The following is a 16,477-nucleotide window of genomic DNA, read 5'->3' as shown; positions in this document are numbered from 1 at the left end:
TACCCCGAGCCGCCGCAGCCCCCGCCGGCCGCCGCCCCGCAGTACCCCCGCACCCCCCCGGCCCCGCCCCCCCCCCACCCCCGCACCCCCCCCCCCCCCCCCCCCCCCCCCCCCCCCCCCCCGCCCCCGCCCCATCCCCCCCCCCCCCCCCCCCCCCCCCCCCCCCCCCCCCCCCCCCCCGCCCCCCCCCCCCGCCCCCCACCCCCCCCCCCCCCCCCCCCCCCCCCCCCCCCCCCCCCATCCCCACCACGGCCGCCGCCCCCCTCACCCCCCTCCACCCCGACGACCCCGCCCATCCGCACCACATCAGCACGGACCGGCGGCGCATCCACCTGTCCGACAGCCAGCGCGGCGCGGACGTCACGGCCATCGGGAACCTGCTGCTCTACCTCCCCCACTTCCTGTGCAGCCTGTTCGTGATGGCCCTGGTCTCGCTCCTCTTCGGCGGCCTCGGCGTCATCGTGTTCTTCGCCTGGCTGCTCAGCGGGGCCCTGGTGTTCCACCGGCCCACCGAGAGCGCCATCGCCCGCCGGCTGCTGAAGCTGCGACACCCCACGCCGCAGGAGCGCGCACGGCTGGAACCGGTGTGGCGGGAGGTCACCGCACGCGCGGGTGTCGAGGGGCGCACCTACGAGCTGTGGGTGGAGGACAGCGATCACCTCAACGCGGTCGCGGCCGCCGGCCACATCGTCGGGGTCACCCGCTTCGCCATGAACCAGCTCCCCAACGGCGAGCTCGCCGCCGTCCTGGCGCACGAGCTGGGCCACCACGTCGGCGGCCACACCTGGTCCTCGCTGCTCGGCTACTGGTACGCGCTGCCGGGCCGGATCGCGTGGCGCGTGCTGCGCGCCGTGTCGTCGGCGGTCTTCCGGGTGTCCCGGCTGTTCTCCTGCTTCGGCATGGGGATCGTCGTCCTCGTCTTCGGCGCCATCGCGTTCGCGACGGTCAGCACCCTCTACGGGCTCCCGCTCCTCATCCTGGGCGTGCCGTACGCGCTCGCCGCCGTCGGCCGGCGCGCCGAGCTGCGGGCAGACCAGCACGCGGCGGCGCTGGGCTTCGCGCCCATGCTGGCCGCCGTCCTGGACAAGCTGCACCAGGCGGAGCAGCACCAGCAGGCGCAGGCCGCGGCGATCGCGGCGTACCACGGCCAGCCCCCGCCCCAGGAGAGCGCGCTCAGCAAGCTGCTCGCCTCTCACCCGGACCACCACACCCGGCTGCACCACCTCCAGCCGTACCTGCAGCCCAAACCCCAGCGCTAGGGCCCGCCGAGGCCACCGCCCAGGCCCAGGCCCAGGCCCCGCCTACACCCGGCCCAAGGCTTCCCAAGCTCCGCCCAGGCCCCGCCCAGCACACGCCGAAGGGCGGTCACCCCGTACGCAACGGGGTGACCGCCCTTCGGTCGATCAAGCGACTCGCTTACTGGTTGTACGGACCGTAGTCGTAGTCCTCCAGCGGAACGGCCTGGCCGGAGCCGGTGCCGAACGGCGAGTAGTCGATGTCGTCGTAGCCGACGGCCGAGTACATCGCGGCCTTGGCCTCCTCGGTCGGCTCGACCCGGATGTTGCGGTAGCGGGACAGACCCGTACCGGCCGGGATGAGCTTACCGATGATGACGTTCTCCTTGAGGCCGATCAGGGAGTCGGACTTGGCGTTGATCGCCGCGTCCGTCAGGACCCTGGTCGTCTCCTGGAAGGAGGCCGCGGACAGCCACGACTCCGTCGCCAGCGACGCCTTGGTGATACCCATGAGCTGCGGACGGCCGGAGGCGGGGTGGCCGCCCTCGGTGACCACACGGCGGTTCTCCGACTCGAACTTCGACCGCTCGACCAGCTCGCCCGGCAGGAGCTCCGCGTCGCCGGACTCGATGATCGTCACGCGGCGCAGCATCTGCCGGATGATGATCTCGATGTGCTTGTCGTGGATCGACACGCCCTGCGAGTTGTAGACCTTCTGGACCTCGCCGACCAGGTGGACCTGGACGGCACGCTGGCCGAGGATGCGCAGCACGTCGTGCGGGTTGGTGGCACCCGCGGTGAGCTTCTGGCCCACCTCGACGTGGTCGCCCTCGTGCACCAGGACCTTGGCGCGCTTCGAGATCGGGTAGGCCGTCTCGTCGCTGCCGTCGTCCGGGGTGACGACGATCTTCTTGGTCTTCTCGGTCTCCTCGATCCGCACGCGGCCGGAGGCCTCGGAGATCGGGGCGACACCCTTCGGGGTACGGGCCTCGAAGAGCTCGACGACACGGGGCAGACCCTGGGTGATGTCGTCACCGGCCACACCACCGGTGTGGAAGGTACGCATCGTGAGCTGGGTACCGGGCTCACCGATGGACTGGGCGGCGATGATGCCGACCGCCTCACCGATGTCGACCAGCTTGCCGGTGGCGAGCGAACGGCCGTAGCAGAAGGCACAGGTGCCGACCGCGGACTCACAGGTCAGGACCGAGCGGGTCTTGACCTCCTCGACACCCGCGTTGACCAGGGCGTCGATGAGCACGTCACCCAGGTCGACGTTGGCCGGCGCGATGACCTTGCCGTCGACGACGACGTCCTCGGCGAGCATCCGCGCGTACACGGACGTCTCGACGTCGTCCGCCTTGCGGAGCACGCCCGCCTCGTCCTTGACCGCGATCCGCAGCTTCAGACCGCGCTCGGTGCCACAGTCCTCCTCGCGGATGATCACGTCCTGCGAGACGTCCACCAGACGACGGGTCAGGTAACCCGAGTCGGCGGTACGCAGGGCGGTGTCGGCGAGACCCTTACGGGCACCGTGCGTGGAGATGAAGTACTCCAGCACGGACAGACCCTCACGGAACGACGCCTTGATCGGACGCGGGATCGTCTCGTTCTTCGCGTTCGACACCAGACCACGCATACCGGCAATCTGACGCATCTGCATCATGTTGCCTCGGGCACCCGAGTTCACCATCATGAAGATCGGGTTGGTCTTCGGGAAGTTGTCGTTCATCGCCTCGGCGACCTCGTTGGTCGCCTTGGTCCAGATCGCGATGAGCTCCTGCGTGCGCTCGTCCTTGGTGATCAGACCGCGCTCGTACTGCTTCTGGACCTTCTCGTCCATCGCCTCGTACGAACGGACGATCTCCTTCTTCGCCTCGGGAACGACGACGTCGGAGATGGCCACGGTGACACCGGAACGGGTCGCCCAGTAGAAGCCGGCCGCCTTCAGGTTGTCGAGCGTCGCCGCCACGATGACCTTGGGGTAGCGCTCGGCGAGGTCGTTGACGATCTCGGAGAGCTGCTTCTTGCCGACCGAGTAGTCGACGAACGGGTAGTCCTCGGGCAGCAGCTCGTTGAAGAGCGCACGGCCCAGGGTCGTCCGCAGGCGGAAGCTGTCACCCTGCTGCCACTCGGGCTCGCCCTCCTCCGCCACCGGCGGGGTCCAGCCACGCGGCGGGACGGTGCCGATCGGGAAGCGGATGTCGACCTTCGCCTGGAGCGAGAGCTCGCCCATGTCGAAGGCCATGATCGCCTCGGCGGTGGAGTTGAAGGCGCGGCCCTCACCCTTGACCTCGCGCTCCTCCTCGTCCGTGGTGAGGAAGAAGAGGCCCAGCACCATGTCCTGGGTCGGCATGGTGACCGGACGGCCGTCGGCCGGCTTGAGGATGTTGTTCGAGGACAGCATCAGGATGCGGGCCTCGGCCTGCGCCTCCGCGGACAGCGGCAGGTGCACGGCCATCTGGTCACCGTCGAAGTCCGCGTTGAACGCGGTGCAGACGAGCGGGTGGATCTGGATGGCCTTGCCCTCGACGAGCTGCGGCTCGAAGGCCTGGATGCCGAGGCGGTGCAGCGTGGGCGCACGGTTCAGCAGCACCGGGTGCTCGGCGATGACCTCTTCGAGGACGTCGTACACCACGGTGCGGCCGCGCTCGACCATGCGCTTGGCCGACTTGATGTTCTGCGCGTGGTTCAGGTCGACCAGGCGCTTCATCACGAACGGCTTGAAGAGCTCCAGCGCCATGGCCTTGGGCAGACCGCACTGGTGCAGCTTGAGCTGCGGGCCGACGACGATGACGGAACGCGCCGAGTAGTCGACTCGCTTGCCGAGCAGGTTCTGACGGAAGCGACCCTGCTTGCCCTTCAGCATGTCGCTGAGGGACTTCAGCGGGCGGTTACCGGGACCGGTGACCGGGCGACCGCGGCGGCCGTTGTCGAACAGCGCGTCGACGGCCTCCTGGAGCATCCGCTTCTCGTTGTTCACGATGATCTCGGGGGCGCCGAGGTCAAGGAGACGCTTGAGACGGTTGTTCCGGTTGATCACACGGCGGTACAGGTCGTTCAGGTCGGAGGTCGCGAAGCGGCCACCGTCGAGCTGCACCATCGGACGCAGGTCCGGCGGGATGACCGGGACGCAGTCCAGCACCATGCCCTTGGGGCTGTTGCTGGTCTGCAGGAACGCGGAGACGACCTTCAGGCGCTTGAGCGCACGGGTCTTCTTCTGGCCCTTGCCGGTCCGGATGATCTCGCGGAGCTTCTCGGCCTCCTCGTCGAGGTCGAAGGACTCCAGGCGCTTCTGCAGCGCCGCGGCACCCATCGAGCCGTCGAAGTACGTGCCGAAGCGGTCACGCAGCTCGCGGTAGAGCAGCTCGTCGCCCTCGAGGTCCTGGACCTTGAGGTTCTTGAAGCGGTTCCACACCTCGTCGAGACGGTCGATCTCGCGCTGGGCGCGGTCGCGGAGCTGCTTCATCTCGCGCTCGGCGCCCTCGCGCACCTTGCGGCGCACGTCGGCCTTGGCGCCCTCGGCCTCGAGCTCGGCCAGGTCGGTCTCGAGCTTCTTGGCGCGGGCCTCGAGGTCGGCGTCGCGGCGGTTCTCGATCTGCTGGCGCTCGACGGAGACGTGGGCCTCCAGCGAGGGCAGGTCGCGGGTGCGGCGCTCCTCGTCGACGTACGTGATCATGTACGCCGCGAAGTAGATGACCTTCTCCAGGTCCTTCGGGGCGAGGTCCAGCAGGTAGCCCAGGCGGGACGGAACGCCCTTGAAGTACCAGATGTGGGTGACGGGAGCGGCCAGCTCGATGTGACCCATCCGCTCACGGCGCACCTTGGCGCGGGTGACCTCGACGCCACACCGCTCACAGATGATGCCCTTGAAGCGGACGCGCTTGTACTTGCCGCAGTAGCACTCCCAGTCCCGGGTCGGGCCGAAGATCTTCTCGCAGAAGAGTCCGTCCTTTTCGGGCTTCAGGGTGCGGTAGTTGATGGTCTCCGGCTTCTTGACCTCGCCGTGGGACCACTGACGGATGTCGTCCGCGGTGGCCAGGCCGATCCGCAGCTCGTCGAAGAAGTTGACGTCGAGCACTATGCGTCAATCCCTCTCAGGGTTCGTGTCTCAATCATGGTCTGTACGGGTCCGGGGCAGGGCCGGGGCCTCACGAGGAGGCCCCGGCCAGACCCGTCAGACCTCTTCGACGCTGCTCGGCTCTCGCCGGGACAGGTCGATGCCGAGCTCCTCCGCAGCGCGGAAGACGTCCTCGTCGGTGTCGCGCATCTCGATGGACATGCCGTCCGAGGACAGCACCTCCACGTTGAGGCACAGGGACTGCATCTCCTTGATGAGCACCTTGAAGGACTCGGGGATGCCGGGCTCGGGGATGTTCTCGCCCTTGACGATGGCCTCGTAGACCTTCACGCGGCCGGTGACGTCGTCGGACTTGATCGTCAGCAGCTCCTGGAGGGCGTACGCGGCGCCGTAAGCCTCCAGCGCCCACACCTCCATCTCACCGAAGCGCTGGCCACCGAACTGAGCCTTACCACCCAGCGGCTGCTGGGTGATCATCGAGTACGGACCGGTCGAGCGGGCGTGCAGCTTGTCGTCGACCAGGTGGTGGAGCTTGAGGATGTACATGTACCCGACCGAGATCGGGTCCGGGAACGGCTCGCCGGAGCGGCCGTCGAACAGCCGGGCCTTGCCGGACGGGAGCACCATGCGCTCGCCGTCGCGGTTCGGGATCGTGTGCTGGAGCAGACCGGCCAGCTCGTCCTCACGCGCACCGTCGAAGACGGGGGTGGCGACGTTGGTGCCGGGCGCGACCTGGTCGGCGCCGATCGCCTGGAGGCGCTGCGCCCACTCGTCCGCGAGGCCGGAGACGTCCCAGCCGCGGCTGGCGAGCCACCCGAGGTGGATCTCCAGGACCTGTCCCGGGTTCATTCGGGACGGGACACCCAGCGGGTTGAGGATGATGTCGACCGGGGTGCCGTCCTCGAGGAACGGCATGTCCTCGATCGGGAGGATCTTGGAGATGACACCCTTGTTGCCGTGACGGCCGGCGAGCTTGTCACCGTCGGTGATCTTGCGCTTCTGCGCGACGTACACGCGCACGAGCTGGTTGACACCGGGGGGAAGCTCGTCGCCCTCCTCGCGGTCGAAGACGCGGACGCCGATGACCTTGCCGGTCTCGCCGTGCGGCACCTTCAGCGAGGTGTCACGGACCTCACGGGCCTTCTCACCGAAGATCGCGCGGAGCAGGCGCTCCTCCGGGGTCAGCTCGGTCTCACCCTTGGGCGTGACCTTGCCGACGAGGATGTCGCCGGCGACGACCTCGGCACCGATCCGGATGATGCCGCGCTCGTCGAGGTCGGCGAGGACCTCCTCGGAGACGTTCGGGATGTCCCGGGTGATCTCCTCCGGGCCGAGCTTGGTGTCACGGGCGTCGACCTCGTGCTCCTCGATGTGGATCGAGGAGAGGACGTCGTCCTGCACGAGGCGCTGCGACAGGATGATCGCGTCCTCGTAGTTGTGACCCTCCCACGGCATGAACGCGACCAGCAGGTTCTTGCCGAGCGCCATCTCACCGTTCTCGGTGGCGGGGCCGTCGGCGAGGACCTGGCCCTCGATCACGCGGTCGCCCTCGGAGACGACGACCTTCTGGTTGACCGAGGTGCCCTGGTTGGAGCGGGAGAACTTGGCGACGCGGTACGTGGTGTACGTGCCGTCGTCGTTGGCGACGGTGATGTAGTCGGCCGAGACCTCCTGGATCACACCGTCCTTCTCGGCCTTGATGACGTCGCCGGCGTCGGTGGCACAGCGGTACTCCATGCCGGTACCGACCAGCGGCGCCTCCGCCTTGATGAGCGGAACGGCCTGGCGCATCATGTTCGCGCCCATGAGGGCACGGTTGGCGTCGTCGTGCTCGAGGAACGGGATCATGGCGGTCGCGACCGACACCATCTGGCGCGGCGAGACGTCCATGTAGTCCACGTCGTCGGGCGCGACGTAGTCGACCTCGCCGCCACGGCGGCGGACCAGCACGCGGGCCTCGGCGAACCGGAGCTCGTCGGTCAGCGGCGCGTTGGCCTGGGCGATGACGAAGCGGTCCTCCTCGTCGGCGGTCAGGTAGTCCACCTCGTCGGTGACCTGGCCCTCGACGACCTTGCGGTACGGCGTCTCGACGAAGCCGAACGCGTTGACGCGGCCGTACGAGGCGAGCGAACCGATCAGACCGATGTTCGGGCCTTCGGGGGTCTCGATCGGGCACATGCGTCCGTAGTGGGACGGGTGCACGTCACGGACCTCGAAGCCGGCCCGCTCACGGGACAGACCACCCGGGCCGAGCGCGGACAGACGACGCTTGTGCGTCAGCCCGGACAGCGGGTTGTTCTGGTCCATGAACTGCGAGAGCTGGCTGGTGCCGAAGAACTCCTTGATGGAGGCGACGACCGGCCGGATGTTGATCAGGGTCTGCGGCGTGATCGCCTCGACGTCCTGGGTCGTCATGCGCTCGCGCACGACGCGCTCCATACGAGCCAGACCCGTGCGGACCTGATTCTGGATGAGCTCGCCGACGTTGCGCAGACGACGGTTGCCGAAGTGGTCGATGTCGTCGGTCTCGACGACGATCTGCGTGCCGTTCTCGCCGATCGTCTCGGTCTCGCCCGCGTGGAGCTTCACCAGGTACTTGATCGTGGCGATGACGTCGTCGGTGGTGAGCACACCGGCGTCCAGCGGCTCGTCGGCGCCGAGCTTCTTGTTCACCTTGTAGCGGCCGACCTTCGCGAGGTCGTAGCGCTTGGGGTTGAAGTAGAGGTTCTCGAGCAGCGTCTGAGCGGCCTCGCGCGTCGGCGGCTCGCCCGGGCGCAGCTTGCGGTAGATGTCGAGCAGCGCGTCGTCCTGGCCCTGGGTGTGGTCCTTCTCCAGGGTGGCGCGCATGGACTCGTACTCGCCGAACTCCTGGAGGATCTGCTCGGTGGTCCAGCCGAGAGCCTTGAGGAGGACGGTCACGGACTGCTTGCGCTTGCGGTCGATGCGGACACCGACCATGTCGCGCTTGTCGATCTCCATCTCCAGCCAGGCACCCCGGGACGGGATGATCTTGGCGGAGAAGATGTCCTTGTCGGACGTCTTGTCGATGGAGGAGTCGAAGTACACACCCGGCGAGCGGACGAGCTGCGACACCACGACACGCTCGGTGCCGTTGATGACGAACGTTCCCTTGTTGGTCATGAGCGGGAAGTCGCCCATGAAGACCGTCTGGGACTTGATCTCGCCGGTCTCGTTGTTGGTGAACTCGGCCGTGACGAAGAGCGGCGCGGCGTACGTGAAGTCGCGCTCCTTGCACTCGTCGATCGAGTTCTTCGGGGGCTCGAAGCGGTGGTCGCGGAAGGTCAGCGACATCGACCCGGAGAAATCCTCGATCGGAGAGATCTCCTCGAAGATCTCCTCCAGACCGGACTTCGTGGGGACGTCCTGTCCGGACTCCAGAGCCGCCTCGACACGAGCCTTCCACGCGGCGTTGCCGAGCAGCCAGTCAAAGCTCTCGGTCTGCAGCGCGAGGAGGTTCGGAACCTCGAGGGGCTCCTTGATCTTTGCAAAGGAGATGCGCAGCGGGGCGGTGCTTGCGCCGTTGTTCGTATTCGCGGTCGAGGCGTTGCGCGAGGCGGCCAAGAGGGGGTCCTTCCGAGGGCTCGGACTCACTACGCGCGTACCGGTCCCACGCCGGACACGGAGACAGACTTCCTGATTTCAGCCAAAGGGCCTGGTCAGGGCATTCGGTCAACTGTGCTCTTGCGAGGGGATGCCCCTGGTGACGGGCAGGGGGCAGCTAACAGGCAGCGCAAAGGGTCAGTGTAGCCACTTGGCCCACTGATGTCCAGGGCGAGTAAATCGCGACCCTCGTTGTTCTCAACTCCGCGGCACCTCGCGCCGTTGGCGCACATCGATACTGCCCGTTCGGCCGTCGATCCATGCCTCGGATCCGGATCGTTGTGACGGCGCGTCCTGAGAATTGCGCGCGGCGTGCGGTTCGTCAAGGCCCCCAGCCAAGTGGGGCCATGTGGGGCGCACGGCGAAGATCACCATACTCCGCGCCGGCGCCGGCGCAAGGCAGGCGTCACGGCAACGCCGAAGGGCGACCACCCGCATGGGTGATCGCCCTTCGCAAGCGCCCTGAGAGGGCGCTGAGCGAGTCAGGAGACTCGCGAGGTGTTACTTGACCTCGACGGAGGCGCCGGCAGCCTTGAGGGACTCGGCAGCCTTCTCCGCGGCGTCCTTGGCGACCTTCTCGAGGACCGGCTTCGGGGTGCCGTCGACGAGGTCCTTGGCCTCCTTCAGACCCAGGGAGGTCAGCTCACGCACGACCTTGATGACCTGGATCTTCTTGTCACCGGCGCCGGTGAGGATGACGTCGAACTCGTCCTTCTCCTCGGCGGCGGCGGCACCCTCGCCACCACCCTGGGCAGCGGCGGCCACGGCGACCGGGGCGGCGGCGGTGACGTCGAACTTCTCCTCGAACGCCGAAACGAACGCGGCGAGCTCGATGAGGGTCATCTCCTCGAACTGCGCGAGCAGGTCTTCCTGAGACAGCTTCGCCATGATGGCGGTCCTTCCACTAAATCGGCTGGTGCCGGGTGTACATGTGAGGCGGGCGTACGTTGGGCCCGCTGCGACCGTCGCCCTAGCGGGCCACGATCAATGCGCGAGCCGAATTACTCGGCACCGCCCTGCTCGGCCTGCTTGGCACGGAGCGCGTCCACGGTGCGGACGAGCTTCGAGGGAAGCGCCTGGAAGAGCGCGGCAGCCTGGGACTGCTTGCCCTTCATGGCGCCCGCCAGCTTGGCGAGCAGAACCTCGCGGGACTCGAGGTCCGCAAGCTTCTTGATCTCATCGGCGGAGAGCGCCTTACCATCAAGGACACCGCCCTTGATGATCAGGTTCGGGTTCTCCTTGGCGAAGTCACGAAGACCCTTCGCCGACTCCACCGGGTCACCGGTGATGAAGGCGACAGCCGTCGGACCAGTGAACTGGTCGTCGAGCGTCGTGATCCCGGCCTCGTTGGCCGCAATCTTGGTCAGCGTGTTCTTCACCACGGCGTACTGGGCGTTCTCACCGAGCGAACGGCGCAGCGTCTTGAGCTGTGCCACGGTGAGACCGCGGTACTCGGTCAGCACGGCGGCGTTCGAGCTGCGGAACTTGTCCGTCAGCTCGGCAACCGCAGCAGACTTGTCGGGCCTCGCCATGAGCCTCGGCCTCCTTCCGGGTGATTCGGACCGCGTGGGCTGAAGGAAGGAGACTGGGCAAAACGAAACGCCCCGGCGCAGGCGCACGGGGCGTGACTCAACCGGCTGGACTCATGAAGAGCGACATCCGGGAGTACATCCACTGTCACCTACGCGGGTCGTCCGCAGCTAGCGGATCCTTCGGCCGCCGCGACTCTTGACGAGCGCAGCAACGACCAGCGGTCTTTGGCTTCTGTGGAAGAGTACGGGACCCCCCCGACCCCAAGCAAATCGGCCGGGACCGGCCGCCTTGGCGGCGTCGGCTCCGGTGATGGTCCGGGGCCCGCCCGTGGACGGTCCAATCGGGGCCACCGGGGGCCATGGGTGCCCCTGTGCCGGTCCCGTGCCCCGGGGGCGGTCGGCGCGGTCAGGAGCCCCGGCCATGGGCGGGACTGAGCCGTACGGGCCGAGACGGGGGCCGCCCCGGGGCCCAGCAGGGCCCCCGGGCGGATCAGGGGGTCAGATGCCGCTGCCGGCGGCGTCCGGGCCCGTACCCGCGCCCGCTGCGCCGAGCTCCTCCATCATCTTCAGGAAGTCGAAGGTCTCGGCGGCCGGCGGCGCCGTCACCGCGGCCTTGACGCCGTAGTCGGAGTAGGTGGCGGTGATCGCCACCTTGCCCTGCGGCATCGTCATGCCGAGGTCCATCTTCACGGGGAAGCCGTCCTCATTGACCCAGACCTCGGTGTCGTAGCCCTTGATGCCGGACTTCTCGATCTGGGCGACGAGATCCTTGCGCTCCTTCTCGCCGAGCACGTCGAAGGACTCGTTGGACTTGATGACGTCCTGGACGGACAGCGTGCCCTTGTAGTGCTGGGCCTCCACGCCGTCGACCTTCTCGGAGCCGACGTGCTTGAGGTCCGGTGACTCCAGGAGCAGGGCGAGCTGCTGGGCCGGGGACTGGTTCATGTCCTCCAGACCGCGCGTCATCTGCTTCTGGAGCTCCTTGTCGCCGGACGCGGCGGCCATCGCGCCGAGGTCCATCTTCATCCAGCGCTTGCCGTCCATCTCCTGGGCGGCCTTGGTGCCCAGATCCATGTACATGGCGTCGTCGAGCCACTTCATACGGATCTGGTCGGGCATGTCCTCGTCGGCGGCGGCACCGGCCGCGCCCTTCGGCATCTTCATGGTCATGTCCATGAGCGTCGGGTCCCACCCCATGACGCCCGACATCTCCATGTCGCCCATGCCGCCGGCGGCCCCCGCGCCGGACGTCGTCACCTTCATACGGACCTTGGCGGTCTTGGCCTCGGCCGTCTTCTTGTACGCCGCCTGGACGACCTCGGTCACCGCGGCGCGGGACTGGAGCTCCGGCGCCCCCGCGGCCTTCTTGTCGCCCTTGCCGCTCTCGTCCCCGCCCTGGCAGCCCACGGCACCGGCGAGTACCGATACCGCTACCAGAGAGATCGCCGCGCGCTTCCGTACGGACATGCGTATGTCCCCCACCCCTGTGTTCTCCCTATGCATACGAAAAGCGACAGTAACGCACGCCTCTGACAACGTCCCCGAAATAAAACCGGCCCCCGCCGCTCCGTAGAGCTGCGGGGGCCGGTCTCAGCACGCGAGACCCGCGACTGCCGTCAGATTCAGACGGCGGCCGGGTCCTCCTCGACGAGGAGGTTGCGGGTGCGGTTGGCGTCCAGCGGGATGCCGGGGCCCATGGTGGTGGTGAGGGTCGCCTTCTTGATGTAGCGGCCCTTGGCGGCGGACGGCTTCAGACGGAGGATCTCCTCCAGCGCCGCCGCGTAGTTCTCGACCAGCTTCGTCTCGTCGAAGGAAACCTTGCCGATGATGAAGTGCAGGTTCGAGTGCTTGTCGACGCGGAACTCGATCTTGCCGCCCTTGATGTCGTTGACGGCCTTGGCGACGTCCATGGTCACCGTGCCCGTCTTCGGGTTCGGCATCAGACCACGCGGGCCGAGGACGCGGCCGAGGCGGCCGACCTTGCCCATGAGGTCCGGGGTGGCGACGACCGCGTCGAACTCGTTCAGGCGGTTGCCCTTGGAGATCTCGTCGATCAGTTCGTCGGAGCCGACGATGTCGGCGCCCGCGGCTTCCGCGGCCGCAGCACGGTCACCGGTCGCGAAGACCAGGACCCGGGCGGTCTTACCGGTGCCGTGCGGAAGGTTCACGGTGCCACGGACCATCTGGTCGGCCTTGCGCGGGTCAACGCCCAGGCGGAAGGCGACCTCGACGGTGCCGTCGAACTTGGTGGTGGCGGTGTCCTTGGCGAGACGGACGGCCTCGAGAGGAGCGTAGTTACGCTCCCGGTCGACCTTGGCGTCCGCGCCGCGGAGTGCCTTGCTGCGCTTCACTGCTTCTCCTGGTGTGGTTCAGGTGTGGAGTTGTGGTCCGGGCCAGCGCGTGGCCCTTCCACAGGTCGTACGGGGGCTGCTCAGCCCTCGACCGTGATGCCCATGGAGCGGGCGGTGCCGGCGATGATCTTCTCGGCGGCGTCCAGGTCGTTGGCGTTCAGGTCGGGCAGCTTGACCGAGGCGATCTCGCGGACCTGGGCGCTCGTGAGCTTGGCGACCTTGGTCTTGTGCGGCTCGCCGGAGCCCTTGTCCACACCCGCGGCCTTGAGGATCAGCTTGGCGGCCGGCGGAGTCTTGGTGATGAAGGTGAAGGAACGGTCCTCGTAGACCGTGATCTCCACCGGCACGACCATGCCACGCTGCGACTCGGTCGCGGCGTTGTAGGCCTTGCAGAACTCCATGATGTTGACGCCGTGCTGACCCAGGGCGGGGCCGACCGGCGGAGCCGGGTTGGCCGCACCGGCCTGGATCTGGAGCTTGATAAGCCCCGTGACCTTCTTCTTCTTGGGAGGCATTGCTCTCTCCGGGTCCTAGTGAGAGTTTTCAGCCGCCATCCGAATCATCCGGATGGAGGCATACCGCACAACGATAACGGGTATCACCGCGCGGCCAAAAACCGAGCAGGTCAGAACGGGCGCGAAGCCCGGTCTGACCTGTTCGGAAGCGTGGGTGCGATCAGTTCTTCTGGATCTGGTCGAAGCTCAGCTCGACCGGGGTCTCGCGGCCGAAGATCTCGACGAGGCCCTTGACCTTCTTCGAGTCGGCGTTGATCTCGTTGATCGTGGCCTGGAGCGTCGCGAACGGGCCGTCGGTGACGGTGACCGAGTCGCCGACCTCGAAGTCCAGGACCTGCACCTCGACCTTGCGGGCCGGAGCCGGCTTGCCCTCGGCCTCGGCGGCCTCGCGGGCGGCCTTCTCCTCGGCCTCCGGGGCGAGCATCTTGACGATCTCGTCCAGGGTCAGCGGGTACGGGTCGTAGGCGTTGCCCACGAAGCCGGTCACGCCAGGGGTGTTGCGGACGACGCCCCAGGACTCGTTCGTCAGGTCCATGCGAACCAGCACGTAACCGGGCAGCTTGTTCTGCCGGACGTTCTTGCGCTCGCCGTTCTTGATCTGGACGATCTCTTCCTCGGGCACCTCGGCCTGGTAGATGAAGTCCTCGACGTTCAGCGAGACGGCGCGCTGCTCCAGGTTGGCCTTCACGCGCTTCTCGTAGCCCGCGTAGGTGTGGATGACGTACCACTCGCCGGGCAGACCGCGCAGCTCGTCGCGGAGGGCGGCGATCGGGTCGACCGGAGCGGCGGGCTCCTCGTCGGCCTCGACCTCGGCCTCGGCGTCCTCGGCGTCCGCGGTCTCGTCGGCCCCGGCGGTCTCGTCGTCGGCGCCCTCGGCCTCGGCCACGGCCTCGAAGGCCTCGTCGTCCTCGTCCGCGTCCTCGTCCTCGACGTGGAGCGCGGCCTCTTCGGCGGCCTCGCCGGCAGCGGCGTCCGCAGCTTCCGCCTGGTCCTCGTCGGCCGCCTCGACGACGTCGAGCTCGTCCTGGGCGGACTCGTTCAGGTTCGGGTCAGACACGGTGGCTGTTTCTTCCTGGATACAGATGGGGTGGAACATGCGAAAAGGGGCGCCGGGGTGGGCGCCCTCCGCGGGAATCAGCCGAAGACGTACTTGACTGCTTCCTGGAAGCCGAGATCGATCACGGTCACCAGACCGATCATGATGACGACGAAGACAATGACGACCGTGGTGTACGTCGTGAGCTGGCTGCGAGTGGGCCAGACGACCTTGCGCAGCTCGGCCACGATCTGACGGTAGAAGAGCGCGAGACGGCCCAGCGGGCCCTTCTTTCCGCGCTTGCCGCCCTTACGGCCCTTCTTCTTCGACTCCTGCGCGTCCTCGGCATCAGGCATGTCGATGGAGCCTACGGCGTCCGTCACGTCTCTCACCTGATTCCGGGTCGGCCGTGCCGCGCCCGGGTGGAGCCGCACGGCGGTGCAATGAAGTACATACCTGCGCACACAACCTGGCGGTGTGTGTAGCAGGGCCGGAGGGACTTGAACCCCCAACCGCCGGTTTTGGAGACCGGTGCTCTACCAATTGAGCTACGACCCTTTGTGGTTCTCCCCCAACCTACCGCATCCATGGAGGTGGTCGGTGAGGGCCAACGAGCAGAGAGTGTACGTGGTCAGCGGCGCCGCGTCGAACAGATAGCTCCTGACACGGCACGCGCACCCCGCCGCTCGCCCGCCGTCCGTACAGCGAAACCTGTGTACCGCGCCCTTCCGGGGTCTGGGACGATGGGCCGTATGAGCGCTGCAACCCCTCCCACCGAGCGCCGGGTCTCCGCCCGCATCGGCGCGATCTCCGAGTCCGCCACCCTCGCCGTGGACGCCAAGGCCAAGGCCCTCAAGGCCGCCGGGCGCCCGGTGATCGGCTTCGGCGCGGGTGAGCCGGACTTCCCGACGCCCGACTACATCGTCGAGGCCGCGATCGAGGCCTGCCGCAACCCCAAGTACCACCGCTACACGCCGGCCGGCGGCCTGCCCGAGCTGAAGGCGGCCATCGCCGAGAAGACGCTGCGGGACTCCGGGTACGAGGTCGACGCCTCCCAGGTCCTGGTGACCAACGGCGGCAAGCAGGCGATCTACGAGGCGTTCGCCGCGATCCTGGACCCGGGCGACGAGGTCATCGTCCCGGCCCCGTACTGGACGACGTACCCGGAGTCGATCCGGCTGGCCGGCGGCGTTCCGGTGGAGGTCGTCGCGGACGAGACCACCGGCTACCGGGTCTCCGTCGAGCAGCTCGAGGCCGCCCGCACGGAGCGGACCAAGGTCGTCCTCTTCGTCTCCCCGTCGAACCCGACCGGCGCCGTCTACAGCCGGGCCGACGCCGAGGCGATCGGCCGCTGGGCCGTCGAGCACGGCCTGTGGGTGCTGACGGACGAGATCTACGAGCACCTGGTCTACGGCGACGCGGAGTTCACCTCCCTGCCGGCGATCGTGCCCGAGCTGCGCGACAAGTGCGTCGTCGTCAACGGTGTGGCCAAGACGTACGCCATGACCGGCTGGCGCGTGGGGTGGATCGTCGGCCCCAAGGACGTGGTGAAGGCCGCGACGAACCTCCAGTCGCACGCCACGTCCAATGTGTCGAACGTCGCACAGGTGGCGGCGCTCGCGGCCGTCTCCGGCAGCCTGGACGCGGTCGCCGAGATGCGTTCCGCCTTCGACCGCCGCCGTCAGACGATCGTGCGCATGCTCAACGAGATCGAGGGCGTGTACTGCCCGACGCCGGAGGGCGCCTTCTACGCGTACCCGTCGGTGAAGGGCCTGCTGGGCAAGGAGATCCGCGGCAAGCGCCCGCAGACCTCCGTGGAGCTGGCGGCGCTCATCCTGGACGAGGCCGAGGTGGCGGTCGTCCCGGGCGAGGCGTTCGGTACGCCGGGCTACCTGCGGCTGTCGTACGCGCTGGGTGACGAGGACCTCGTCGAGGGCGTGTCGCGGATGCAGAAGCTGCTCGCGGAAGCGCGCGACTGAGGCGCCTGAAGGATTCCCTTCTCGGGGTGTGGTGGAAAGCGGGCTCCCATGGGGCCCGCTTTTCCGTTCCCGCAAGCACCCGATCGGTGAAAGGGGCTGCCGCTCGGACAGGGGTTTTGGCAAGATC

The 16,477-nt window shown here is 68.0% G+C and carries 11 protein-coding genes and 1 tRNA gene; 2 read left to right on the top strand and 10 right to left on the bottom strand.

The annotated features are described in order from the left end of the window. Positions 1–419: 419 nt before the first annotated feature. On the top strand, positions 420–1,259 hold the full coding sequence (locus tag E2B92_RS25195; protein ID WP_235023964.1) for a M48 family metalloprotease: 840 nt from the start codon (positions 420–422) through the stop codon (positions 1,257–1,259). Between the two features lie 157 nt (positions 1,260–1,416). Here E2B92_RS25195 and E2B92_RS25190 read toward each other — a convergent pair whose 3' ends face one another. The 10 genes from E2B92_RS25190 to E2B92_RS25140 all read right to left on the bottom strand — a co-directional run bounded on the left by E2B92_RS25190 (position 1,417) and on the right by E2B92_RS25140 (position 14,929). Then, entirely contained in the window at positions 1,417–5,316 is a 3,900-nt protein-coding gene (locus tag E2B92_RS25190) for a DNA-directed RNA polymerase subunit beta' (RefSeq protein ID WP_126885183.1), read from the bottom strand. A 96-nt stretch (positions 5,317–5,412) separates the two neighbouring features. Next, positions 5,413–8,898 carry a DNA-directed RNA polymerase subunit beta gene (gene rpoB, locus E2B92_RS25185; RefSeq protein WP_126885182.1) on the bottom strand — a complete coding sequence of 1,162 codons (3,486 nt, stop codon included), beginning with the start codon at positions 8,896–8,898 and terminating at the stop codon, positions 5,413–5,415. Positions 8,899–9,438: 540 nt separating this feature from the next. Further along, positions 9,439–9,825, bottom strand: a complete 387-nt coding sequence (rplL, locus tag E2B92_RS25175) for a 50S ribosomal protein L7/L12 (RefSeq protein WP_126885181.1) — start codon at positions 9,823–9,825, stop codon at positions 9,439–9,441. A gap of 113 nt (positions 9,826–9,938) precedes the next feature. Next, complete coding sequence (gene rplJ / locus E2B92_RS25170) at positions 9,939–10,469, bottom strand: 50S ribosomal protein L10 (protein WP_126885180.1); 531 nt, start codon at positions 10,467–10,469, stop codon at positions 9,939–9,941. 498 nt (positions 10,470–10,967) lie between these two features. Further along, positions 10,968–11,936, bottom strand: coding sequence for a hypothetical protein (locus E2B92_RS25165; protein ID WP_126885179.1), 969 nt, complete (start codon positions 11,934–11,936; stop codon positions 10,968–10,970). Positions 11,937–12,091: 155 nt separating this feature from the next. Then, positions 12,092–12,820 carry a 50S ribosomal protein L1 gene (rplA, locus tag E2B92_RS25160; RefSeq protein ID WP_126885178.1) on the bottom strand — a complete coding sequence of 243 codons (729 nt, stop codon included), beginning with the start codon at positions 12,818–12,820 and terminating at the stop codon, positions 12,092–12,094. Positions 12,821–12,900: 80 nt separating this feature from the next. Further along, on the bottom strand, positions 12,901–13,335 hold the full coding sequence (rplK, locus tag E2B92_RS25155; protein ID WP_064069966.1) for a 50S ribosomal protein L11: 435 nt from the start codon (positions 13,333–13,335) through the stop codon (positions 12,901–12,903). Positions 13,336–13,495: 160 nt separating this feature from the next. Continuing rightward, complete coding sequence (gene nusG, locus E2B92_RS25150) at positions 13,496–14,392, bottom strand: transcription termination/antitermination protein NusG (RefSeq protein WP_126885177.1); 897 nt, start codon at positions 14,390–14,392, stop codon at positions 13,496–13,498. 77 nt (positions 14,393–14,469) lie between these two features. Then, positions 14,470–14,754, bottom strand: coding sequence for a preprotein translocase subunit SecE (gene secE, locus E2B92_RS25145; protein ID WP_126885176.1), 285 nt, complete (start codon positions 14,752–14,754; stop codon positions 14,470–14,472). A gap of 102 nt (positions 14,755–14,856) precedes the next feature. Next, a tRNA-Trp gene (locus tag E2B92_RS25140) sits at positions 14,857–14,929 on the bottom strand. A 194-nt stretch (positions 14,930–15,123) separates the two neighbouring features. Between E2B92_RS25140 and E2B92_RS25135 the strand changes: the two genes are divergently transcribed. Further along, positions 15,124–16,350 (top strand): pyridoxal phosphate-dependent aminotransferase, encoded by a 1,227-nt coding sequence (locus E2B92_RS25135; RefSeq protein WP_160159785.1) that lies wholly within the window; start codon positions 15,124–15,126, stop codon positions 16,348–16,350. The last annotated feature ends 127 nt before the right edge of the window (positions 16,351–16,477 follow it).

The organism is Streptomyces sp. WAC05374, from assembly GCF_004353505.1.
GTDB lineage: Bacteria > Actinomycetota > Actinomycetes > Streptomycetales > Streptomycetaceae > Streptomyces.
This window is presented reverse-complemented; position numbering and strand designations above follow the sequence as displayed.

What these genes read in the sequence shown, in the direction of transcription:
- E2B92_RS25195 (WP_235023964.1), top strand. Translation starts at nt 420, where the DNA reads ATGGCCCTGGTCTCGCTCCTCTTCGGCGGCCTCGGCGTCATCGTGTTC.
- rplL (WP_126885181.1), bottom strand. Translation starts at nt 9,825, where the DNA reads ATGGCGAAGCTGTCTCAGGAAGACCTGCTCGCGCAGTTCGAGGAGATG.
- rplJ (WP_126885180.1), bottom strand. Translation starts at nt 10,469, where the DNA reads ATGGCGAGGCCCGACAAGTCTGCTGCGGTTGCCGAGCTGACGGACAAG.
- E2B92_RS25165 (WP_126885179.1), bottom strand. Translation starts at nt 11,936, where the DNA reads ATGTCCGTACGGAAGCGCGCGGCGATCTCTCTGGTAGCGGTATCGGTA.
- rplK (WP_064069966.1), bottom strand. Translation starts at nt 13,335, where the DNA reads ATGCCTCCCAAGAAGAAGAAGGTCACGGGGCTTATCAAGCTCCAGATC.
- E2B92_RS25135 (WP_160159785.1), top strand. Translation starts at nt 15,124, where the DNA reads ATGAGCGCTGCAACCCCTCCCACCGAGCGCCGGGTCTCCGCCCGCATC.